28 protein-coding genes, 1 riboswitch and 1 other annotated feature are annotated in these 23,011 nt (G+C 36.8%); of the genes, 5 read left to right on the top strand and 23 right to left on the bottom strand.

Annotated elements, in window-relative coordinates; genetic code table 11:
- Positions 1-33: 33 nt before the first annotated feature.
- From tuf to PND65_RS00260, 6 genes are all read right to left on the bottom strand, one after another.
- On the bottom strand, positions 34-1,218 hold the full coding sequence (gene tuf / locus PND65_RS00285) for an elongation factor Tu (protein ID WP_087319371.1): 1,185 nt from the start codon (positions 1,216-1,218) through the stop codon (positions 34-36).
- 66 nt (positions 1,219-1,284) lie between these two features.
- Positions 1,285-3,384: an elongation factor G gene (fusA, locus tag PND65_RS00280; protein ID WP_087319370.1), complete on the bottom strand. Its 2,100-nt coding sequence runs from the start codon at positions 3,382-3,384 to the stop codon at positions 1,285-1,287.
- Between the two features lie 18 nt (positions 3,385-3,402).
- A complete protein-coding gene (gene rpsG, locus PND65_RS00275) occupies positions 3,403-3,873 on the bottom strand; it encodes a 30S ribosomal protein S7 (RefSeq protein WP_015535579.1) in 471 nt (156 codons plus the stop codon).
- Positions 3,874-3,898: 25 nt separating this feature from the next.
- Entirely contained in the window at positions 3,899-4,312 is a 414-nt protein-coding gene (rpsL, locus tag PND65_RS00270; protein ID WP_015535580.1) for a 30S ribosomal protein S12, read from the bottom strand.
- Between the two features lie 197 nt (positions 4,313-4,509).
- Positions 4,510-5,337: an HAAS signaling domain-containing protein gene (locus PND65_RS00265; RefSeq protein WP_271990069.1), complete on the bottom strand. Its 828-nt coding sequence runs from the start codon at positions 5,335-5,337 to the stop codon at positions 4,510-4,512.
- A complete protein-coding gene (locus PND65_RS00260) occupies positions 5,334-5,651 on the bottom strand; it encodes a PadR family transcriptional regulator (RefSeq protein ID WP_015535582.1) in 318 nt (105 codons plus the stop codon). Before PND65_RS00260 ends, PND65_RS00265 begins: the two co-directional genes overlap by 4 nt.
- Positions 5,652-5,776: 125 nt before the next feature.
- On the opposite strand from PND65_RS00260, the gene PND65_RS00255 reads away from it, so the two are divergent.
- Both PND65_RS00255 and PND65_RS00250 read left to right on the top strand, forming a co-directional pair.
- Positions 5,777-6,586 (top strand): Cof-type HAD-IIB family hydrolase, encoded by an 810-nt coding sequence (locus tag PND65_RS00255; protein ID WP_035403310.1) that lies wholly within the window; start codon positions 5,777-5,779, stop codon positions 6,584-6,586.
- A 141-nt stretch (positions 6,587-6,727) separates the two neighbouring features.
- Positions 6,728-7,576 (top strand): YitT family protein, encoded by an 849-nt coding sequence (locus PND65_RS00250; RefSeq protein ID WP_015535584.1) that lies wholly within the window; start codon positions 6,728-6,730, stop codon positions 7,574-7,576.
- Positions 7,577-7,628: 52 nt separating this feature from the next.
- Here the strand turns inward: PND65_RS00250 and PND65_RS00245 are convergent, their stop codons facing one another.
- The 7 genes from PND65_RS00245 to rplK form a co-directional block, all read right to left on the bottom strand.
- Positions 7,629-8,057 carry an HD domain-containing protein gene (locus PND65_RS00245; RefSeq protein WP_087158568.1) on the bottom strand — a complete coding sequence of 143 codons (429 nt, stop codon included), beginning with the start codon at positions 8,055-8,057 and terminating at the stop codon, positions 7,629-7,631.
- 7 nt (positions 8,058-8,064) lie between these two features.
- Positions 8,065-8,619 (bottom strand): chromate transporter, encoded by a 555-nt coding sequence (locus tag PND65_RS00240; protein ID WP_271990071.1) that lies wholly within the window; start codon positions 8,617-8,619, stop codon positions 8,065-8,067.
- Positions 8,616-9,176 (bottom strand): chromate transporter, encoded by a 561-nt coding sequence (locus tag PND65_RS00235; RefSeq protein WP_022355622.1) that lies wholly within the window; start codon positions 9,174-9,176, stop codon positions 8,616-8,618. The genes PND65_RS00240 and PND65_RS00235 overlap by 4 nt, the downstream gene beginning before the upstream one ends.
- A gap of 183 nt (positions 9,177-9,359) precedes the next feature.
- The gene (gene rplL, locus PND65_RS00230; RefSeq protein WP_015535588.1) at positions 9,360-9,731 is read right to left on the bottom strand and encodes a 50S ribosomal protein L7/L12; all 372 of its coding nucleotides are present in this window, start codon (positions 9,729-9,731) and stop codon (positions 9,360-9,362) included.
- A gap of 20 nt (positions 9,732-9,751) precedes the next feature.
- Entirely contained in the window at positions 9,752-10,315 is a 564-nt protein-coding gene (gene rplJ / locus PND65_RS00225) for a 50S ribosomal protein L10 (protein WP_015535589.1), read from the bottom strand.
- Positions 10,316-10,347: 32 nt separating this feature from the next.
- Positions 10,348-10,475: a sequence feature (ribosomal protein L10 leader region), on the bottom strand.
- A gap of 30 nt (positions 10,476-10,505) precedes the next feature.
- Positions 10,506-11,192 carry a 50S ribosomal protein L1 gene (gene rplA / locus PND65_RS00220; RefSeq protein WP_015535590.1) on the bottom strand — a complete coding sequence of 229 codons (687 nt, stop codon included), beginning with the start codon at positions 11,190-11,192 and terminating at the stop codon, positions 10,506-10,508.
- Between the two features lie 11 nt (positions 11,193-11,203).
- The gene (rplK, locus tag PND65_RS00215) at positions 11,204-11,623 is read right to left on the bottom strand and encodes a 50S ribosomal protein L11 (RefSeq protein WP_015535591.1); all 420 of its coding nucleotides are present in this window, start codon (positions 11,621-11,623) and stop codon (positions 11,204-11,206) included.
- A 193-nt stretch (positions 11,624-11,816) separates the two neighbouring features.
- A riboswitch (THF riboswitch) is annotated at positions 11,817-11,914 on the top strand.
- 60 nt (positions 11,915-11,974) lie between these two features.
- Between rplK and PND65_RS00210 the strand changes: the two genes are divergently transcribed.
- Positions 11,975-12,526, top strand: a complete 552-nt coding sequence (locus PND65_RS00210; RefSeq protein ID WP_015535592.1) for a folate family ECF transporter S component — start codon at positions 11,975-11,977, stop codon at positions 12,524-12,526.
- Here PND65_RS00210 and PND65_RS00205 read toward each other — a convergent pair.
- Entirely contained in the window at positions 12,516-13,688 is a 1,173-nt protein-coding gene (locus tag PND65_RS00205; protein ID WP_271990073.1) for a bifunctional folylpolyglutamate synthase/dihydrofolate synthase, read from the bottom strand. The genes PND65_RS00210 and PND65_RS00205 overlap by 11 nt on opposite strands.
- 42 nt (positions 13,689-13,730) lie before the next feature.
- On the opposite strand from PND65_RS00205, the gene PND65_RS00200 reads away from it, so the two are divergent.
- Positions 13,731-14,390: a uracil-DNA glycosylase gene (locus PND65_RS00200; protein ID WP_195294781.1), complete on the top strand. Its 660-nt coding sequence runs from the start codon at positions 13,731-13,733 to the stop codon at positions 14,388-14,390.
- Between the two features lie 32 nt (positions 14,391-14,422).
- Here PND65_RS00200 and PND65_RS00195 read toward each other — a convergent pair whose 3' ends face one another.
- The 8 genes from PND65_RS00195 to PND65_RS00160 all read right to left on the bottom strand — a co-directional run bounded on the left by PND65_RS00195 (position 14,423) and on the right by PND65_RS00160 (position 20,949).
- Complete coding sequence (locus PND65_RS00195; protein ID WP_271990075.1) at positions 14,423-14,905, bottom strand: hypothetical protein; 483 nt, start codon at positions 14,903-14,905, stop codon at positions 14,423-14,425.
- Complete coding sequence (locus PND65_RS00190; protein WP_022355626.1) at positions 14,892-15,572, bottom strand: ABC transporter ATP-binding protein; 681 nt, start codon at positions 15,570-15,572, stop codon at positions 14,892-14,894. The genes PND65_RS00195 and PND65_RS00190 overlap by 14 nt, the downstream gene beginning before the upstream one ends.
- A 140-nt stretch (positions 15,573-15,712) precedes the next feature.
- A complete protein-coding gene (locus PND65_RS00185) occupies positions 15,713-16,360 on the bottom strand; it encodes a CBS and ACT domain-containing protein (protein WP_035403320.1) in 648 nt (215 codons plus the stop codon).
- Positions 16,361-16,364: 4 nt separating this feature from the next.
- Positions 16,365-17,069: an ABC transporter ATP-binding protein gene (locus PND65_RS00180; RefSeq protein WP_044933382.1), complete on the bottom strand. Its 705-nt coding sequence runs from the start codon at positions 17,067-17,069 to the stop codon at positions 16,365-16,367.
- An 8-nt stretch (positions 17,070-17,077) separates the two neighbouring features.
- Positions 17,078-17,857, bottom strand: a complete 780-nt coding sequence (locus tag PND65_RS00175; RefSeq protein WP_015535599.1) for an ABC transporter ATP-binding protein — start codon at positions 17,855-17,857, stop codon at positions 17,078-17,080.
- Positions 17,857-18,810 carry a branched-chain amino acid ABC transporter permease gene (locus PND65_RS00170; RefSeq protein WP_022355628.1) on the bottom strand — a complete coding sequence of 318 codons (954 nt, stop codon included), beginning with the start codon at positions 18,808-18,810 and terminating at the stop codon, positions 17,857-17,859. The genes PND65_RS00175 and PND65_RS00170 overlap by 1 nt, the downstream gene beginning before the upstream one ends.
- 3 nt (positions 18,811-18,813) lie before the next feature.
- Positions 18,814-19,695, bottom strand: coding sequence for a branched-chain amino acid ABC transporter permease (locus PND65_RS00165; protein ID WP_015535601.1), 882 nt, complete (start codon positions 19,693-19,695; stop codon positions 18,814-18,816).
- Positions 19,696-19,764: 69 nt separating this feature from the next.
- Entirely contained in the window at positions 19,765-20,949 is a 1,185-nt protein-coding gene (locus PND65_RS00160) for an ABC transporter substrate-binding protein (RefSeq protein WP_271990076.1), read from the bottom strand.
- A gap of 167 nt (positions 20,950-21,116) precedes the next feature.
- On the opposite strand from PND65_RS00160, the gene PND65_RS00155 reads away from it, so the two are divergent.
- Positions 21,117-22,325 (top strand): L-serine ammonia-lyase, iron-sulfur-dependent, subunit alpha, encoded by a 1,209-nt coding sequence (locus PND65_RS00155; RefSeq protein WP_022355630.1) that lies wholly within the window; start codon positions 21,117-21,119, stop codon positions 22,323-22,325.
- A 34-nt stretch (positions 22,326-22,359) separates the two neighbouring features.
- Here PND65_RS00155 and PND65_RS00150 read toward each other — a convergent pair whose 3' ends face one another.
- Positions 22,360-23,010 (bottom strand): site-2 protease family protein, encoded by a 651-nt coding sequence (locus PND65_RS00150; RefSeq protein ID WP_087158559.1) that lies wholly within the window; start codon positions 23,008-23,010, stop codon positions 22,360-22,362.
- Position 23,011 lies beyond the last annotated feature (1 nt).

The following is a 23,011-nucleotide window of genomic DNA, read 5'->3' as shown; positions in this document are numbered from 1 at the left end:
GTATTTGACTCTCTTAAACTAACTTAAAATAAATTAAGCAATGATTTCGATAACGTTTCCGGCACCAACTGTACGTCCACCTTCACGGATAGAGAATTTAGTACCGTTTTCGATAGCGATTGGGTGAATCAATTCAACATTCATTTCAATGTTGTCACCAGGCATAACCATGTCAGTTCCTTCTGGTAATGTGATTACACCAGTTACGTCAGTTGTACGGAAATAGAACTGAGGACGGTAGTTAGATACGAATGGAGTGTGACGTCCACCTTCTTCTTTAGTTAATACGTAAACCTGAGCTTTGAAAGTTGTGTGTGGGTGTACACTTCCAGGTTTAGCAAGAACCTGTCCACGCTGAATATCAGTACGAGCAACACCACGTAACAATGCACCGATGTTGTCACCAGCCTGAGCTTCATCCAACTGTTTGTGGAACATTTCAAGTCCTGTCAATACTGATTTAGAAGTTTCACGGATACCAACGATTTCAACTTCATCACCTAAGTGAGCAGTACCACGTTCAACACGTCCAGTAGCAACTGTACCACGTCCAGAAATTGTCATAACATCTTCAATTGCCATCAAGAATGGTTTGTCGATATCACGTTCTGGATCTGGAATCCAGCTATCTACAGCATCCATCAATTCATCGATAGCTGCTTCGTATTTAGGATCGCCTTCAAGAGCTTTCAATGCAGATCCACGAATGATTGGAGTTTCATCTCCATCGAATCCATATTCGTTAAGAAGTTCACGAACTTCCATTTCTACAAGGTCGATCAATTCTTCGTCATCAACCATATCACATTTGTTCAAGAATACAACGATGTAAGGTACACCTACCTGACGAGCAAGCAAGATGTGTTCACGAGTCTGAGGCATAGGACCATCAGATGCAGCAACTACAAGGATAGCACCATCCATCTGTGCAGCACCAGTGATCATGTTTTTTACGTAGTCAGCATGACCTGGGCAGTCTACGTGTGCATAGTGACGTTTTTCAGTCTCGTATTCAACGTGAGCAGTGTTAATTGTGATTCCACGTTCTTTTTCTTCTGGAGCACCATCGATTTCATCGTATGCTTCTGCTTTAGCCATACCTTTCTTAGCTAATACGCTAGTAATAGCAGCTGTTAATGTTGTTTTACCGTGGTCAACGTGACCGATAGTACCAATATTAACATGGGTTTTACTTCTGTCAAATTTTTCCTTAGCCATTTAAATTTCCTCCTAAATATGCTATACATGCAAAATTATTGTAATTCAATAATCCTTTAAAAGCAACTAGTTTTCTTTTGAATTCTCTTTAATGATCTTTTCTGCAATGCTCTTTGGCACTTCTGCATAATGATCAAACTTCATAGAGTAAGTTCCACGTCCCTGAGTGAAGCTACGCAAGTCAGTTACATAACCAAACATTTCTGACAATGGAACGTGTGCACGTACGATAACGGCATTTCCACGTTCTTCCTGTTCAGTGATCTGTCCACGACGACTTGATACGTCACCCATAACGCTACCTAAGTATTCATTAGGTGCAGTTACTTCAACAAACATGATTGGTTCCAAGATAACTGGTTTACATTTTTTAGCAGCTTCACGTAAAGCCATGCTAGCAGCAATCTTGTATGCCATTTCACTTGAATCGACATCATGGTAAGAACCATCAAATAATGTAGCTTTGATATCGATTACTGGATAACCAGCGATGATACCATTTTCAAGTGCAGCTTCCAAACCTTCCATTGTAGGTTTGATATATTCTCTTGGCACTGTACCACCAACGATTGCATCAACGAATTCAAATCCTTTACCTTCTTCATTAGGTTCAAATTTGATCCATACGTGACCATACTGTCCACGACCACCTGACTGACGGATATATTTACCTTCACATTCAGCAGCCTGACGAATTGTTTCACGATAAGCAACCTGTGGTTTACCAATGTTTGCTTCTACTTTAAACTCACGACGAAGACGATCAACGATGATATCAAGGTGAAGTTCACCTACACCAGCGATAATTGTCTGTCCTGTTTCTTCATTTGTATATGTTTTGAAAGTAGGGTCTTCTTCTGCCAATTTAGCCAAAGCCAATCCCATCTTATCCTGGTCAGCTTTTGTTTTTGGTTCCAAAGACAATTCGATAACTGGTTCAGGGAATTCCATAGATTCAAGGATGATTGGATCCTTTTCATCACATAAAGTATCACCTGTAGTAGTTACCTTTAGACCAACAGCAGCAGCGATATCCCCTGCCCATACCTGGTCAATTTCTTTACGGCTGTTAGCATGCATCTGCACGATACGACCGAAACGTTCTTTTTTACCTTTTGAAGAGTTCAATACATAGCTTCCTGCTGTAGCTGTACCTGAGTACACACGGAAGAATGAAAGCTTACCAACAAATGGGTCTGTCATGATCTTGAACGCAAGAGCTGAGAAAGGTTCTTCATCACTAGAATGACGAACAGCATCTTCCCCATCCAATGTTGTACCTTTGATTGATGGTACATCTGTTGGAGCTGGCAAGTAATCAACAACAGCATCCAATACTAACTGAACACCTTTGTTCTTGTAAGCAGATCCACAAAGTACTGGGAAGAAATCACCAGCACAAACGGCAATACGTAAAACACGTTTGATTTCGTCAATTGATGGTTCTTCGCCTTCCAATACCTGCATCATGAAATCTTCATCATAATCAGCAAGATATTCTAATAATTTAGTACGATATTCTTCTACCTGATCAACCATATCTTCAGGGACTTCACTAGTCGTAATATTACGTCCATAGTCTCCACTGAAATGGTATGTTTTTCTTTCAATAATATCGATAATTGCTTCAAAATCGCTTTCAGCACCGATTGGCAACTGAATTGGGCATGATTTTGCACCTAAACGATCAATGATCGTGTTGCAAGACATAATGAAGTCAGCACCCGTAGCATCCATTTTGTTAACGAAAACAATACGAGGAACTCCATAAGTCGTAGCCTGACGCCAAACTGTTTCAGTCTGAGGTTCAACACCTGCTTTAGCATCAAGTACTGTAACCGCACCATCCAATACACGCAAAGAACGTTCTACTTCGACAGTGAAGTCTACGTGGCCCGGTGTATCGATGATATTGATACGGCATTCTTCACCTGTACCATCTAGTTTTTTCCAATGGCAAGTTGTAGCAGCTGAAGTGATTGTAATACCACGTTCTTGTTCCTGCTCCATCCAGTCCATTGTACTAGCACCATCGTGTGTTTCACCGATTTTGTGATTTACACCTGAATAATAAAGGATACGTTCAGTTGTTGTAGTTTTTCCAGCATCGATGTGCGCCATGATACCGATGTTACGAGTATTCTGTAAACTATATTCTCTAGGCATTCAACTGACTCTCCTTTCTTACCAACGGTAATGAGCAAATGCTTTATTTGCTTCTGCCATTTTATGTGTATCCTCACGTTTTTTAACACTAGCACCTGTTCCGTTAGATGCATCGATGATTTCAGCAGCTAAACGCTGTTCCATCGTCTTTTCATTACGTAAACGTGCATAATTTACGATCCAACGAAGACCTAAAGTTAAACGACGTTCATCGCTTACTTCAACTGGTACCTGATAGTTAGCACCACCTACACGTCTAACTTTTAATTCAAGCTGAGGCATAACATTTTCCAATGCTTGTTCGAAAACTTCCATTGGCTGTTTACCTGTTTTTACTTCTACAATTTCAAACGCGTTGTACAAAATAGTTTGTGCAACCCCTTTTTTACCATCAATCATGATTTTGTTGATCAAACGAGTAACCAACTTGGAGTTATACATTGGGTCTACTAATACGTCACGTTTGGCAATGTGTCCTTTTCTAGGCATTTAATTTCCTCCTTTCACGATTGATTTATTTCTTAGGTTTTTTAGTTCCATATAAAGAACGAGATTGTTTACGGTCGTTTACACCTGCACAGTCAAGTGTACCACGTACGATATGGTAACGAACACCTGGCAAGTCTTTAACACGTCCACCACGAATCAAAACAACACTATGCTCCTGTAAGTTGTGTCCGATTCCTGGAATATAAGCAGTAACTTCCATTCCATTGCTCAAACGAACACGGGCATATTTACGAAGTGCTGAGTTCGGTTTCTTTGGTGTCATTGTACCAACACGAGTACAAACTCCACGTTTCTGAGGGCTTGACAAGTTTGTTGGCTTAGACTGCAATGAGTTGTAACCACGATTCAAAGCTGGTGACTTTGAAACGTTTTGACTGGCCTTACGACCTTTACGAATCAACTGGTTGATTGTAGGCATAAGATCCTCCTTTCAAAATCTTCTAAACACACGCTTCCAGGTGTGTCTTTTTCATCCGTTTAATAAAGGCTCTTAAAAAGAACCTAATTTACGCATGCACGTTAAGATTACACTTTTGATACTTAAATGTCAAATCTTTTTTTATTTTTTTTTTGCACAAAAAGAGCATAGTTAAAAAACTATGCTTTATAAACCTATTAACCTGCAAAACGCACATCAATATTTCCATTTGATGATTCTAAACTTAATTTTTTATTTGCTCCATGATTGCCTTCTGTTTCTATCGAATGTGAAGTAGAAATATCACCAACATTTGTAGTTCCATTCTCATTTTCTAACTCATATCTATAGTCTTCAAATTTGCCACTTAGCTCTGCATCAATATTACCGTTAGAACTATCTAAAGAAACTATATTGAAGTTTATTGTTTTGGCTTCGATATTACCATTTTCACAACTTACTTCTATATTGTTACCGACCATATTTTCTACAGTAACATTTCCTGAATCACATTCAATATCGAAATTTGCATTTTCATCTGCTACTTCAATAATAACCTTTTTATTCGTCTCATCACGAGTCGAATTTACTTTAACCTCAACCTTATTCCCATTATTGTTGACATTTACTTCCCTATCATACAATTCGTTAAACATGATTTTGTTTGAATTTCCTTGTCGTATCAACACAGAACAATTTGTTTCTAACTCTATATTATTAATTTGAGGGAATGTATAGTCTGCCGCCAGCATTTCTTCACTTGAAGTTTTCGATATTTCATTTGATACATTTTTCATTTGATACTTAAACTCTGGTGGCGTTATTTTTTGTTTAAGCGATTCATCACTTTTTAATTGTTCGGCGAATTCTTCTGGAGTACCTAACTCTTTTATAATTTGTTCAACATCTTTATCTTGAGCATCTTCAAAATATTCTCGGCAATACGCAAGTGCTTCTTCTTTTTCCTTTGGATCCATGCCCTCGAGAAGTTTTTCTAGTCTTTCTAAATATGTTTCTTTTGTCATTTTAATTCCCCTTTCCGCAACAATGAATCTACATTCTGACTAAAATGTGTCCATTCCTTTATATTATCCAAGTGTTTTAGCTTTCCTTTAGCACTTAAATGATAATACCGACGATTTCTTCCCATGTATTCTTGATCATATGTTTCAAGATATCCTTCCTTCATCAAACGTCTTAATACGGGATATAAAGTTGATTCACTAACACTCATCACATTACGAACTTCTTGTGTAAGCTTATAGCCATAGGTATCTTCATCTGCCAAGACACCTAATACACAAGCTTCTAAAAGTCCTGCTCCTAATTGAAATGCCATAATATCACCTCTTTAATAATATTATATTTCATATAGTATTATATTTCAATCATATTGCTAATATAAAAGACACAAAATGTATTTTATTTTGTATAATAGTATCAAGTAAGAAAAGAGGTTTTAAGATGAAACATAAAATTGCTTTTTTTGATATGGACGGGACACTTTATCAAACTGAAAATGATATTATCCAGGATTCTGCTCTAGAAGCTATCGATATGCTTCGAAAAGAAGGCTATACCGTATGTGCTGCAACCGGAAGACCTTTAAATCAAATGAAACTTATATTAGAAAGAGTTCATTTTGATTATTATGTACTTATCAATGGCAGCTATATCCTTGATAAAGATTTTAATGAGATTTCTGCTTATCCGATTAAAAAAGAAAACGTTGAAAAACTCGTTAAACTTTGTGCAGATGAAAAATATGGATTAATGTTCCATTTTGGAGATGCTACATATATTTATAATGATTTCTACCCTATGTATTATTTCTGTAAATACTGTAATGTGTTAGATTCATTGTTCTATGATCCAAATCAAGCATTCCACAAACGCCATCGTGTATTTAATGCCGTAGTATTGACCAAAGATGATCAAAAACTAAAACATTTTATGGAAGATCATCCTGAGCTTAGAAAAGATTTAATCAATGTAAAGACCGATGGTTTCTGTTACGATATTTTCAATGCTGACAATGATAAAGCTAAAGGAATCGAAGCTATTCTGGAAAAAGAAGGTCTAACATGGAAAGATACTATTTGTTTTGGTGACAGCACCAATGATATTCATATGTTAGAAAAAGCTGACATTGGCGTTGCCATGGGAAATGCTAGTGATTATGTTAAGAGCTTTGCTAACTTCTCGACAACTACGACCTATGATAATGGTATCTATAATGCAGTAAAGAAAATCTTAGAAGAAGAAAAAGACTAAATTATGTTTCTTTTTCCTTGGATTTTTAAAGAAAATAAATTAAAATATATCTCGTATTAGGCAATAGCCTTGATCCACGTTTGTTAGGGAAAATCATTTCTCCTGCCAAACGTGTTTTTTTGTGAAATTGGAGGAAGAATTATGTCAGTATTAAAATCAATTATTCCTGTCGTGATAGGAAACATCATTTACGCCTTGGTCGTAAAGCTTTTTATTCTACCAACAAATTTAATGAGTTCAGGTACTACCGGTATCGCCTTATTGGCAAATCACTTTTTAGGAATTCCTGTCTCATTTTTTATCTTAATATTTAATGTCTGCATGTTGATCCTTGGATTAATCGTCTTGGGAAAGAAATTTGCAATGACAACAATTGTCAGTACTTTAATGTATCCAATTGCTCTTGAATTCTTTAATCAGACATTGGGAGAATTTGTAATTACGAACAATGAACTATTGAACACGATCTTTGCCGGACTAGGCATTGGTCTAGCTTTAGGCATTGTATTAAGAAGTGGAGCCAGCACCGGCGGTATGGATATTCCTCCACTTGTGTTAAATCATTTTTTCAGAATTCCAGTATCCGTAAGCCTATATGTCTTTGACTTTATCATCCTTTCAAGTCAGTCTTTATACAACCCGCTTGAAAGATTGTTGTATGGTATTATCTTGATCCTGCTTACATCCATTGTATTAGATAAAGTCTTATTAATGGGTACAACAAAAACCGAAGTAAAGATCATTAGCCCTAAATTTGAAAAAATTGCTGAAGAGATCTTATCCGAAATGGATCGTGGTGTTACGCTATTAAACGCCAGAGGTGGATATCTAAAAAATGAACATAGCGTTGTCTTAAGTGTTGTATCCAATCGTGAACTTCCAAAAATCGAAAAACTAGTTAGAGCCTTAGATCCAGATGCATTCATGATCGTTAGTCGTGTCAGTGAAGTTTGGGGACGTGGTTTTTCTACTAAGAAAAAATATCAATAAAAAAAGATCAAACATCTTAAAGATATTTGACCATAATTAAGCCTTTATCGACCTAAGATAGAGGCTTATTTATTAAATATTGAATCTTATCAAGATATTTTTGACAACGATCATAATCCTTTTGACTTGGATTTTTGATACGGGTAATATCTGAATTGTGCTTCATATCCGCCAACTTAACCTTTTTGGCAATAGGATTTTTTATCACTCGATCAATATAAACATCGTAAGACTCGTTTTTTTGTTTAGTCAAGGCTTTTAGAGCTTCTATGATTTGATTAGGAAACCCATATTCTTTTAAATCATCAAAGCTAATCTTAGTATCTTCTACAACATCATGCAAATAGGCCACTGCTTTTTCTATATCTGTATCCATCATAGAAGCTACCGCTTTAGGATGTTCAATATAGTCGTTTCCACCTTTATCTTTTTGGCCTAGATGTGCTTTTTTCGCTAATGCATATGCTCTTTGTGCATACATAACTTACCTATAGATATGAAATTACTAGAGCCACAAGCCCGCACGCAACCATGACTTTAATCGGCCCTGTTTTATATTTTCTCAATACTATAAAAGCTCCAATAAATAAAATCAGGCTTTCTATATTAAGAGCACTCAACGAAACAGCACCTTCTGGCCAAAAACATGCTATGATCATTGATACTCCGCTAGCCGCAATTAGAGCTGTAACCGCAGGACGAAGACCTTTTAAGATTGCTTTAACACTTCTTAATTGTCGATACTTATAATAAAACCAAGCCAGAAACAAAACAATCACAAAACTAGGCAATACTGTTCCTAATGTACTTACAATTGCTCCTGGCACTCCAGCAATTTTCGTCCCTACAAAAGTTGCAGCATTAATTGCTATGGGTCCCGGTGTCATTTGTGAAATCGTTACAATATCTCCAAACTCTCGTACTGTAAGCCAATGATTTAAATCTACAACTTGATTTTGAATGATAGGTAAAGCCGCATACCCTCCACCAATACTTAATAATCCGACTTGAAGGAAGCTTAACAATAATTGTATCAATATCATTTTACTTCCCCTCTTTTCTTTTCAAATATATATCCTGCAATGCCACATCCAAGTATGATCAATAATAAATGTACATTAAAGACAACACTTAACAAGAAAGCAACAAGCATCAATACAATATATATCGCCTCGCCTTGTGAGACGATATCTTTTGCCATTTTATAAACCACATCACAGATTACAGCACAGACTCCAGCTTGCATTCCAAATAAGATTGTTTGAATCGCTTCAACTTGAATAAACCAGTCGTAGCATAAAGTAATAATAGAAATCACTAAAAAAGGTGGAAGAACAGTCCCAAACACCGAGACGATTGCCCCAACAACTCCTTGTATGCGATATCCAATTATGATTGAAGCATTGATTGCAATTGCTCCTGGAGATGATTGCGCTATAGCCACAAGATCCATCATTTCATATTTATCGATCCATTCATACTCTTCCACAAACTTCTTCTGCATCAAAGGAACGATCACATATCCTCCACCAAAAGTAAATGCACTTAATGAAAATGTGGATCGAAATAGTTGAAATAACACTTTATAATCTATCTTCATAATCCTATTCCTTCCTAAAAGAAAATACAAAAATAAAAATGGCCCAAATGTATTTTCTTTTTCCGTACATAGTATACCTAATGTTATCTTAAGATAAAAGAAAGATTTATTTAATATAACATCACACAAAAGAAAAAAGCCTTCATCATACGATAAAGGCTTAAAAAATCTTTAAAATCGATTTTACTTAACTTCTACAGAAGCACCAGCATCCATCAATTTCTTTTTGATTTCTTCTGCTTCTTCTGGAGAGATGTTTTCTTTGATTGCAGCAGGAGCACCGTCTACTAATTTCTTAGCATCAACTAGTCCTAAACCTGTGATTTCACGTACTGCTTTGATTACAGCAACTTTTGTTCCACCAACATCAGTTAATGTAACAGTTACTTCTGTAGGTCCTGCAGCTTCTTCAGCAGCACCTGCAGCAGGAGCAGCAACAGCAGCAGCTGCAACTACACCGAATTTTTCTTCGATTGCGCTTACCAAGTCGTTTAGTTCAAGAATTGTAGCTTCTTCTAAGTAAGCAAGAATATCTTCATGAGTTAATTTAGCCATTTTTCTTTTCCTCCTATAAATTATTCAGCAGCTGCCTCAACAGCTGGTTCAGCAGTTTCTTCTGCCGGTTTTACTTCTTCAGCCTTTACAGTTCCATTTTCTTTAGCTTCAGCTAATGCCTTAATAGTCATAGCGAACTTAATTACTGGAGCATTCAAGCAAGAAGCGAATTTAGCCAACATACCTTCTTTGTTCGGTAATGATGACAATTTTTTAATTGTATCAGTGTCAACCATTGACCCATCAACAATACCAGTTTTTAACACCAAGTTTTCGTGGTTTTTAGCAAATTTAGCTAATACACGAGCTGGAGCAACTGGATCCTTACCAAACGCTAATGCGTTAGGACCAACCAATCCTTCGCTGAAATCGTTGTATCCAAGTTTTTCACTTGCGCGGCGAGCGATTGCATTTTTGTATACCTTAAGTTCAACATCTTCTTCACGTAATGCGCGACGAAGTTCTGTTACTTCAGCAACAGTCAAACCACGGTATTCAACAAGTACAACTGAACTTGCTGCTTCCATTTTTTCAGCTAAGGCGTTAACGTCAGCTTCCTTTTTTGCAAGGATATCTTTGTTCATTCGTTCCACCTCTTCTTTCTTTTATTGCAACAATATTCGAAAGAAAAGCCCATACCAAAGTACGGGCTTTACAATGCAAAAACAATACTTACTGCATCAACCCTCGGTAACATGATTAAGCTTTCGCCGTTACTGTCTTTGGAATATTGATAACAATCAAATTCTAAATGTTCTTTACTGCTTTGTCAAACTATTTTTCAATAGTGACTTTAATTCCAGGACCCATTGTAGTAGAAAGAACTAAATTTTTCATATAAGCTCCTTTTACTGTAGTTGGGCGTGCTTTTGCAATCGTGTTGTAGATTGCACGGAAGTTTTCAACAAGCTTGTCTTCTTCAAAGCTCACTTTACCGATCATAACATTGATGTTTCCTTCTTTGTCAACACGGTAAGTAACTTTACCTTTCTTGATTTCATCAACAGCTTTTGCAACATCCATTGTTACAGTTCCTGTTTTAGGGTTTGGCATTAAACCTTTAGGTCCTAAAACACGTCCTAATTTACCTAACTGACCCATCATATCTGGAGTAGCTACCAATACATCAAAATCGAACCAACCTTTTTGGATTTTTTCGATGATGTCAGCTCCACCTACAAAGTCAGCACCTGCTTCTTTAGCAGCTTTTTCTTTGTCACCTTGAGCGACTACACATACACGCTGTGTTTTACCAGTTCCATTTGGCAATACCATTGCACCACGAATCTGCTGATCAGCATGACGTGGGTCAACATTTAAACGGAAACTTACTTCAACACTTGCGTCAAATTTAACTGTACTTGATTTTTTTGCTAATGCTACTGCTTCTTCGATTGAATAAGTTTTTTCAGAATCAACCAATTTAGCAGCTTCAGCATATCTCTTACTTACTTTTGCCATTTCGATTCCTCCTATTCAAATCCTTCAATTTTAATACCCATGTTACGAGCAGTACCAGCTACGATCTTCATAGCTGCTTCAATGTCATTAGCATTCAAATCTGGCATCTTGTATTCAGCGATTTCTTTTAACTGATCTACTGTGATAGTACCAGCGATTTGTTTCTGGTCTCCACTAGCCTTCTGAATGTTTGCTGCTTTCTTTAACAAGTTTGCAGCTGGAGTCGTTTTCAATACGAAATCAAAGCTTTTGTCTTCGTAAGCTGTAATGATTACAGGAACGATATCTCCTTTACGATCTTTTGTTGCGTCGTTAAATGCTGTACAGAACTGTGGCATATTGATACCAGCACTTGCCAATGCAGGACCTGGTTTAGCTCCGCCAGCCATAAATTGCAACTTACAAACTTTTGCAACTTTCTTTTTAGCCATAAGACACACCTCCTATTTTGGTCTTATGCAGTGGTCTTAACGAGTGGGTTGCGCACTCTGCCACGCATGCCAATATATAATACAAAATTAAATAACCGATTTCAAGGCTTTTTTTGTAAATATAAGCATAAAATTAAAACATTTATCATTTTATCCTTTTCATCACGCTTAATATATTCTATACTTGTCTTGTAGCAGAGTAAAAATATGAGCGTTAAGTGTTCTAAACACGGGGAGTTGGTTTAGAAACGAAAAGATTTTCTTGCGGTTCATATTTTGCATCCCGCTGTTGTGATGAAAAAAAGAACCTCCTTTTTTCCATTCACAATATGGAAAAGGAGGTATTTTTATATGAAACAATACTTTGTTATGTTAAACGAGAATGCACGCTCAATTAAAAATGTGCACGTGATCGTTGGTGTCAGCTTATTTTTCGCATTAAACGTTATCATGAACCTGTTTGTATCGGTATATATTACACCGGAAATCAAAGTTGGTTTTGCCAGCATTGCCACAGCTGCAAGTTGTTATTTCTATGGACCAATTCCAAATCTAATCGTTGCCCCACTTTTAGACTTTGTTAACTTCATTGTTAAACCAAGTGGAACTTACTTTCCAATCTTTATGATCAGCACTTTTGCTACGGCAGCTATTTTCTCTTTCTTCTTTTATGGACAAGACAAAGTTTCTTTAAAGCGAGTAATATTGGCACGACTTAGCTATGACATCATCGTTAGTTTATTCTTAAACTCACTCTTTACTTCAATGCTTTGGGGAACTCCATTCTGGGCAATTGTTTCACCAAAGATTGTAAAAAATCTTATCTGTCTGCCAATTCAAGTAGTCGTTCTATACCTAACAATGAAAACTTGTACGCAGCTAAAGCCTAGACTTAAAGCTTAATTTTTAAGACATCTCCTACAAAATAAAGAGATCCACACAAAAGAATATTTTCTTTTGTGTTTTTTATTATTGTTTCCAGTTCATCAAATTCAATAATAGGCAATCCAAGATGCTCTAATGGATAAAGTCGATCTGTATCGAAACGAACCAATACGATATCTTTTGTAAGCTTTTTTAATTCTTCGATCATATCCGATGCATCTTTTTCTTTTAATACAGAAAAATAAATCGTCCCATCAAATGATTGAAGTTCATTTACCAAAGCTTTGATACCTGGAACATTGTGCGCTCCATCCACTAAAACATATGGATCCTCTCTTAGCACACTAAATCGTCCTAACCAGTTAAAATTATCCAGCACTTCCTGAATATGCTTGCTGCTAATGGAGTAACCTAGCACAAATAAAGTTTCCAAGGCTAAAATCATATTGTCAATTTGATATGTTGGAATATTCGCAAAATAATCAACACCGTTGTATACGATCTTATATCCATCTTTTGCCTTGGAGATATCAGACAAAGACACAAATCCTAACATGACATTTAAATAATCGGCAACAAGTTCCATTACTTTCTGGCAATTTGGATTTTTCTCTGTCGTTAATGCAATCGCATTAGGTTTAAAAATGCCGGATTTTTCATAAGCTATTTGTTCTAAGGTATCCCCTAAGAACTCTTGATGATCTAAACCTACATTCGTAATCAAAGTGGCCATATAGTCTAGTGAAGTTGTCGCATCAAGCCTTCCACCAAGCCCAACTTCTATGATGGCAACATCTACATTTTGTTCAATAAAGTATACTAAAGCCATCCATAAATCCATCTCAAACATCGTTAACTGTTTTTCTTCAAAGAATGTATCCCAAGTATCATAAATCCTTTCCCAATCCTCTAATGAGATATCCTTTGAATCAATTTGTATCCTCTCCGTATGCGAGATTAAATGAGGTGAAGTAAACATACCCGTTTTATAGTCTTCGCTTTGTAAAAACATAGAAAGCCACTTACAAGTGCTTCCTTTCCCATTTGTCCCTGCAACTTGAATCTTTTTTAAACTTTTGTGTTCCGGTAGATATTCATCCAGCCATTTTCTAAAAAGAACCAAATCGTGATTCTTCCCTTTTTTGTTTTCCATTTTTTTAATTTTATCTTGTACATTCATAGTGGTATTATATCATTAGTCAAACAGAAATGAGGAATAATTATGATCATGAATAACGATTGGGACGCTCTATTTGATCAGGAGATCCAAAAAGAATATCTATTGAACCTTCGATATTTCTTAGCTCGTGAATATAAGACAAAACAAATCTTCCCGGCAAAAGAAAATATCTTTGCGGCATTTAAGACAACTTCTCTAAAAGACACAAAAGTTGTCATTTTAGGACAAGATCCCTATCACAATGTTGGACAGGCACAAGGATATGCCTTCTCTGTGCCATCCGATTTTCCTTTACCACCATCATTAAAAAATATTTATAAAGAATTGGAAAACGAATATCATGTACCGGTTCATAGAAGCGGTGATCTTACCGACTGGGCAAGACAAGGCGTGCTATTGATGAATACAGTATTGACCGTTGAAGCTCATAAAGCTTTTTCTCATAGTAAGATGGGATGGCAAAACTTTACAAACGAAGCTTTGCGATGGATCAATAAAAAAGATGGACCTGTAGTCTTCATGCTATGGGGAAACAGCGCGATCAATGCTAAAAAGTTTCTAGACAACCCAAAACATCTTGTACTAACATGTGCCCATCCATCTCCATTAAGCGCTTCAAGAGGATTCTTTGGTTGTAACCACTTTAGATTGGCCAACGAATACTTAAAAAGTTATGGAGAAACCCCAATCAAATGGATCTAAACCAACTTTAATCAATATTTTTATAAAACAGATTATTTATCACAAACAAGAACCCAAACACAAGATTGATCAAACCATATCCCATCCATGACCATTGCTGTTTGGAAAATCTGGAGGCATATGTCAACATCGGATTGGTATCTTGTAAATAACCAATATATTGGATCAATCCAAATAACATTAATGCACTTACAAAGATCAGGATTAGTTTTAAGATCATTTCTACGACCTGCATATTCATCATTATATTGAACCTGGCCATAGACGCTCATTTTACCAATCGTATCTAACATCTGATGATCATACAACATATTCTCATTTTCTTTTGTCACATCATAAACAGATGCATACCAGGAACCATAGAGATCTTCATTATGTTCTTTTTTGGTTTCAAACACCCTTATCTGCATGAACAATGAAAAAAGGATCAACATCAAAGATGAAAACAACACAACACTAAAACGTATAAACAGCTTTCTATTTTTGGCATAGTATGCAAACTTATGATGTTTCATATCGCTTCACCTGCCCATCTTCCATATAGATCAAGGCATCGGCTCTTTTTGCTAGATCGATATCATGAGTAACCATGATAATCGTTTGTGAATACATGGCCTGGCATTCCTTTAACAGATTCATGACCTGCTTCGTGTTTTCTCTATCTAGATTGCCGGTTGGCTCATCTGCCAGGATAATATCCGGTTTACGAATCACAGCTCTTGCGATCGATACTCTTTGCTGCTCTCCACCAGATAATTCAAAAGGAAATTTATCCACCAATTTATTTAGATCAAGATACTGGATCACTTCATTGACAAATGCTTGATCCACTCTTTCACCATTTAAATCAAATGGCAACATCAGATTTTCCATAACGGTCTGTTCCTGTAAAAGATTAAAGAATTGAAAAATAAAACCAATATGTTCTCTTCGAAAACGAGAAAGTTCTCTTTGATCAAGTTTGGTCAATTCATGATCTTTGACAAGAATGGATCCAGAATCTACCGAAATCAATCCTCCAATCGCATTCAATAAGGTTGACTTTCCGCAACCGCTCTTTCCAATGATACAACTAAAAGTAGATGGCATAATTTTTAAAGAGCAATTCTGCAGTGCTTTTGTTGGCGTACTAAGACCATGATACGTCTTATTTACTTCAGTTAATGTTACGATAGGTTTCATGATATCCCTTCTTTCCATCTACATTGTATGCATTAAAAATTACAAAAAGATTACAATCCTATCTTTCGCTTTAATTATATAAGACTTTTATTTAAGAATATATGAATCGACCATAAAAAAATGCTGTCATGATGACAGCACTATTTATGTACAAAATATTCCAACACTTTATATCCGTGTTCTTCTAAAGCTTCACAAATCTCTTTTGGATCCAAAGTATCACAGCGAATCACTAGATTTGCCACTCCGTTTTCAAAAGAATAAACACCGATATGGGAAATATTGATACCTTTTTCCACGAAAATAGCGGAAAGTTTACCAATCGCTCCTACTTCATCTTTGACAGAAACAGTAATACGTGCACCAACTTCATCCCAGCCCAAGACATTCAAGAAACAACTAAACACATCGTTTTGAGTAAGAATTCCTACAACATCCCCTGTCTGATCCACAACTGGCAAACATCCAATATCACTTTTCAACATTTTAGATGTTGCATATTCCATTAATTCATCTTGATCAACCGATACCACATTTTTGATCATGACTGTTTCCACTGTTGTTTTAGATAAAAGATAATTTAATTCATAAATGCTAAGGCTTGTTGCCTGACTAGTTCCTGAGTTTGAGATCATCCCTTCTGTGATCAATCCTACAAGCTTGCCATTTTCTGTAACTGGAACACGATGAATCTTATTTTGATTCATTAAATCAATAATTTCTGAAATCGTTGTATCCTTTTCTGTACAAATGACATCTTTGGTCATAAAATCTTTAACTTTAAACATTATCTTATCCTCCTAAATAGGCTTTTTGAATCTCTGGTGAATTGATCAATTCTTCACCGGTACCGCTTAATACGATTTTTCCTGTTTCAAGAACATACGCACGATGGGCAATCGATAAAGCCATCTTCGCATTTTGTTCAACCAGTAAAACCGTTGTTCCCTGAGCATTGATTTCTTTAATAATTGAAAAAATTTCTTTTACTAGAATTGGGGCTAAACCCATACTTGGTTCATCCAGTAACATTAACTTTGGCTTGGCCATTAAAGCCCTTCCCATGGCTAACATCTGCTGTTCACCACCAGATAAAGTTGAAGCATCCTGATTGATACGCTGCTCCAAAATAGGGAACTGCTTATACACTTTTTGAAGATCTTCTTCGATGCCTTTTTTATCTTTTCTTAGAAAAGCACCCATCATTAAATTTTCATAAACACTTAATCCAGTAAAGATTCGCCTTCCTTCAGGAACTTGAGTCAAACCAGCTGCTACAATATTTTTAGGATTGGTTTTATAGATAGATTGACCTAGGAATTCAACATCTCCGGAGCTTTTCTTGACGATTCCACTGATCGCCTGCAACATCGTTGTCTTTCCGGCACCATTTGCACCGATCAATGAAACAATTTCTCCTTCGTTGACATCAATGCTAACACCTTTTAAAGCTTCGATTACACCATAGTGTACATGGAGATCTTTAACTGATAACATTGCCATAATTAAATTTCCTCCCCTAAGTACGCCTTGATTACAAATTCATTGTTCTTGATTTCTTCTGGAGATCCATTGGCGATCATCTTTCCATAATCAAGTACATAAATTCTTTCACAAATGTTCATGACCAAAGACATATCGTGTTCAATCAAGATAACAGTTAATTTATATTTTTCACGAATATGATGAATTAGCTTTGTTAAATCGGCTGTTTCCTGTGGGTTCATACCAGCAGCCGGCTCATCCAAGAATAAGATTTTTGGCTGAATTGCCAGAGCACGGGCAATTTCAAGTCGCCTTTGTTCACCATAAGGTAAATTGGTTGCCATCTCATTGCGTTTTGAATACAAGCCAACTTCCTTTAACAATTCACAGGCTTTTTCTTCGACCCATTTTTCTTCTGAGTAATAAGAAGGAAGTCTTAAGATTGCCGCAATTGTTCCATATCGAACATTTTTGTGCATCGCAACTTTAACGTTTTCTAATACCGTCATTGCCTTGAACAAACGAATGTTCTGGAATGTACGAGAAATCCCATAGCTTGTGATCTTATATGGTTTTAAACCACCAAGCTGGATTTTCTGTCCATCTTCATTTAATTCAATCAAGCCACTACTTGGTTCATATACACCTGTTAAAAGGTTAAACAATGTTGTTTTTCCTGCACCATTTGGCCCAATCAATCCAATCAATTCACCTTGGTTAATAGTCATGGACACATTAGAAACTGCACAAAGACCACCAAAGTTTTTTGTCAAATTCTTCACTTCTAGAATTGGTTCCATTATTTATCCCCCTTTCTAGATGCAAAGAGCTTTTTGAAAGACAACTCACGCTGTCCCAAAAGTCCTGTTGGCTTAAAGATCATGATTGCAACTAAGGCAAGACCGTAGATGATCATACGGATTTCAGAGAAGTTCGCAAGGACCATATTGATGATACCAATTACAATGGCCGCAATGACACTTGAAGTCATAGAACCCATGCCACCAAATACTACCATAACTAGAATATCAATCGATTTATTGAATGTAAACTGGTTAGGTTTGATTACATAGAAATTACATGCATATAAAGCGCCTGCCAAGCTGGCTAATAAAGCACCAATTACAAAAGCGATTACTTTATATTTTGTCGTGTTGATTCCCATAGCTTCACTGGCAATCTCATCTTCACGAATTGAAATACACGCACGACCTGGAGCACTATGCGTAAAATTACAAACGATCATAATTGAAATTACGACACCAATCATCAACAATGGCCAGCTTGTTAACTGAGGAATTCCATTCAATCCTGCTGCTCCATTGGTAATCTTCATATTCTGCACCAAGATACGAATAATTTCGGCAAATCCTAGTGTTGCGATTGCAAGATAGTCACCACGAAGTCTTAAAGTAGGAATGGAAACGATCAACGCAATAAGTGCAGAAATCGCAAATCCAACCAAGATACCAATCATGAATCCCCCAAAATTAGGCATCATCTTAGTAATAATACCAGCAGCATATGCTCCAATGCACATAAAACCGGCATGTCCCAATGAGAATTGTCCACAAATTCCAATAACCAAATTCAAAGATACAGCTAGAATAATATTGATACAAATATTATAAAGGGTAATCTGATAATAAGAATTGATGATACCCAAATTCATCAACAAAGAACAAAGCACAAAAGCACCAACCGCCAAAAGCAGCCATGCAATATTTTCTTTTGATAAATATTCTTTTCGCATATCTTACACCTTCTCTTTCACGTTTTTTCCTAAAAGTCCATCTGGCTTTAAGATCAAAACTAAAATCAAGATTACATATACGATCGCATCTTTATATAATGAACTTCCATATGCTGTAACCAGTGTTTCGGCAATACCGATAAATAATCCACCAATCATGGCACCAGGAATGTTTCCAATACCGCCAAATACAGCTGCGATAAAGGCTTTTAGACCTGGTGTCATTCCCATCAATGGGTTAATTGAATTGTAATAAACACCAACCAATACACCTGCAACACCAGCTAGGCAGGATCCTAAAAAGAATGTAAAAGAAATCGTTGTATCGACATTGATACCCATCAATTTAGCCGCATCCTCATCTACACTAACAGCGCGCATTGCACGTCCCATCTTTGTCTTATTTACGATATAAGTCAATAACACCATCAAAATGATCGTAATCACAAAGATATAGATCTGCATCATCGTAATACGAACACCACCCAACGAAAATGCGGTATTCTCTAACAAATCTGTTGGAAAGGTTTTAACATCACTTCCAGCAAAATACTGCATTGTATACTCTAATACATAAGAAACACCCATAGCTGTGATCAAAGCCGTGATCCTTGTCGCATGACGTAAAGGTTTGTAGGCAATACGCTCAATTACAACGCCTAACACACCACACAATAACATTGCGATGATCAAAGCAACAAAGAAGTTTAAATGGAAAAACGTTGTTGCATAAAAAGCCGTAAAAGCACCTAACATGTAGATATCACCATGCGCAAAGTTGATCAATTTAATAATTCCATATACCATCGTATACCCTAATGCAATCAAGGCATAGATGCTTCCTAGCGATAATCCATTGATCATCTGCTGTAGAAACTGAATCATAGTCATTCTCCTTCCTTAGCTAAAAAAGTGGAGAAAGTTTGCTTTCTCCACATCATTGTTCCATATACCTTATTCAGCGTTTGGATCAACTTCTACAGGGTTAACCTGTTCACCATTCTGAAGTTCAACAACAAGAACTTTCTTCAAAGGTGTGTGTTCTTCATCAAATGTAAAGCTACCTGTCAAACCAGTAAATTCCATATTTTTGATCGCTTCATTGAAGGCTTCACCTGTTTTTCCAGCCTCTTCCAATGCCTGCAAACCTAAGTTTGTTGCATCATAAGCAAGTACTGAGAACATATCTGGTTCTTCATTATATTCAGCCTTGTAAGCTTCGATAAATGAAGTTAATTCTTCAGAAGCATCAACCGTTGTATAAGCTGTTGTGAAATATACATCATTCAAGTTTTCTTCACCTGCAAGTTCTGCAAGTTTAGGTGAATCCATTCCATCTGGTCCTAAGATTGTCTGTGAAATACCAGCATCTCTAGCCTGTTTGATGATCAAACCAGATTCACTATAGTATCCTGGAACATAAAGTACATCAAAATCTTCTTCACTAATTTTTGATAATGCTGCATTGAAATCTGTATCTCCTGAAGAATAACTTTCCTGAGCAACGACTTCACCGCCTAATGCTTCAAATTTACTTACAAAGTCTTCCGCAAGACCTTTTGCGTAATCACTAGTTGCATCTGAATAAACAACCGCTTTTGCCTTACCTAAATTTTCACGGGCAAATACAGCCATCGCACTAGCCTGTGCACTGTCTTCAAAACATACACGCCAAGCATATTCATAAGCGGAACCATCTTCTTTTAACATACCGCCATTTTGTGTAACAGCTGGACTCAATACTGGTGTCTGATTTTCGTCAGCTGCTGGATATGTTGCGATAGAATCACCAGATGTAGCTGGACCTAGCTGCATAACAACTTGATCTTCTGTCATCAATTTTGTCGCAATAGAGTAAGCTTCTCCTGAATCACTCTTATTGTCCATTGATACAGCTTCAGCTTTGTATTTTGCATCTTCGCTTTCGTTATATTGTTTAATTGCTAATTCTGTAGCTTTATTCATAGCCTGACCATAAGTTGCTACATTTCCACTCAACTCATAGTTAAGGCCAATTTTTACTGTATCTCCCTCAGATAATGTGACCGCTTCATTGGCTGCACCACCAGAGCTGCATCCTACTAGCATACTGGCTGCGATCGTACCAGACGCTAAGACTTTCCAAAAGTTTCCTTTCATATTTCATCCCTCCGTAATATGTGTATATCATACTCTTTGTTTGTTTTCTTTGCAAGGATTTTCGAAGATTTTTTGAAAATTTACAGATAAAATGTAAAAGTTTTTCATAAGCATTTCATTACATTATCGTATATAATGTCGGTGTAGAAAAAGGGGTCAACATTACTATGCAAAGTATCAAAAATATATACAAGATCGGGCCAGGGCCAAGCAGCTCCCATACCTTTGGTCCAATGAAGGCATCTTCTTATATGCTGGAAAAATATCCAGAAGCAGATCGTTTCGATGTCATCTTATATGGTTCATTAGCTTTGACCGGAAAAGGTCATTTAACCGATATGATCATCAAAAAGACATTAAACCCAAAAGAAACAAATATCGAATTCAATCTCAAAGACACATGTAAACATCCAAATACGATGACCATTGAAGCATTCAAGGAAAATCAATCTTTAGGTAAACATCAGTTTGTATCTGTCGGTGGAGGAAAAATCGAAATTGATGGGCAAAAAAATGATGAAGTTGATGATGTATATCCTCATTCCACGATGGATGATATCCAAAACTATTGTAAACAAAGACATCTTCGTCTAGATCAATACATCGATATCTTTGAAGGGCCAGAATTTGATGCCTATATGAAAAACATCTTCAAGGCAATGTTAAAATGCGTAAAAACAGGATTAAACAAAACCGGTGTCCTACCAGGAAGCCTGAAATTAGACCGTGTAGCACACGCCTTATTTCAATCAGCCAACAGCTGTGAAGATATTACAGATAAAAACAATCTGTTAGTTTGCAGCTATGCCTATGCAGCCAGTGAACAAAACGCCAGCGGAGGAACGGTCGTGACCGCTCCTACGATGGGAAGCTGTGGTGTGCTTCCAAGTCTTGTCTACCACTTTTATCACGATCTGCATTATCCAAAAGTCACTTTGATCCAAGGCCTTAAAGTTGCTGGATTAATCGGTAATCTAATCCAGACAAATGCTACGATCTCTGGAGCCAAGGCAGGATGCCAGGCTGAAGTCGGTGCTGCCTGCGCTATGGGAAGTGCCATGGTTGCCTATTGTCAGATGCAAGCTAATGAGCAGATCGAATGTGCTGCTGAAATTGGTTTAGAACATCATCTAGGTCTAACCTGTGATCCAGTTGGCGGATATGTCATGATTCCATGTATCGAAAGAAATGCCGTTGCCGCAACAAGATGTATTGATGCTGCAAGACTTGCTAAATACATCCGAAACGTAAAGAAAAACCGTGTCAGCTTTGACATGGTCGTTAAAACAATGAATCTAACCGGTAAAAAACTTCCAATCGAGCTTAAAGAAAGTGCTCTTGGCGGTTTGGCTGTTGTTGTCCCGGATAAAGTATAAAAGCGCTCCAGAAGCGCTTTTTTTTATGAATAAATTATAGTGGAACTATCGCAGAAGCGACATTCCAGAATACTTCAAAGATACTGTTTCTTAACATATACAAAGGAACATCCAAAATTCCCGAGAATAAGACTGCGATAAAAATGAAATAGAAGATCTGTGATCCCTGGATAAAACGATAATATTGATCATCTGGCAAAAAGGAGAACAAGATCTTTGAACCATCCAGCGGTGGTATTGGAATCAAGTTAAAGATCCCAAACGCAATAGAGATACTTGATGTACCAATTAAACATGAGGCAACAAAGTCACCTATTGTAGTTCCTAATAAAAAACCAGGAGCAAATTTTACCAGCAGCATATAGATAACCAAAACCAAAAAAGCTAAGATAAAGTTTGCCAAAGGGCCGGCAAAGCTTGTCCAAATAATTCCCGTTTTTTGATCTTTATAATATCTTGAATCAATAGGTACCGGTTTGGCCCAACCAAACCCGAAAAACATCAAACAAAGCACCCCTAACCAGTCAATATGCCTAAAAGGATTTAAACTTAAACGTCCTTCTAACTTCGCTGTTGGATCACCCATCCAATATGATACAAGAGCATGTGCCATTTCATGCACTGACATAGCCAGGACAACCGCAACGATACGAACAAGGATCGAAGTTATATCAAATCTAAGCATA

Source organism: Faecalitalea cylindroides, from assembly GCF_028321995.1.
Classification (GTDB): domain Bacteria; phylum Bacillota_I; class Bacilli_A; order Erysipelotrichales; family Erysipelotrichaceae; genus Faecalitalea; species Faecalitalea cylindroides.
This window is presented reverse-complemented; position numbering and strand designations above follow the sequence as displayed.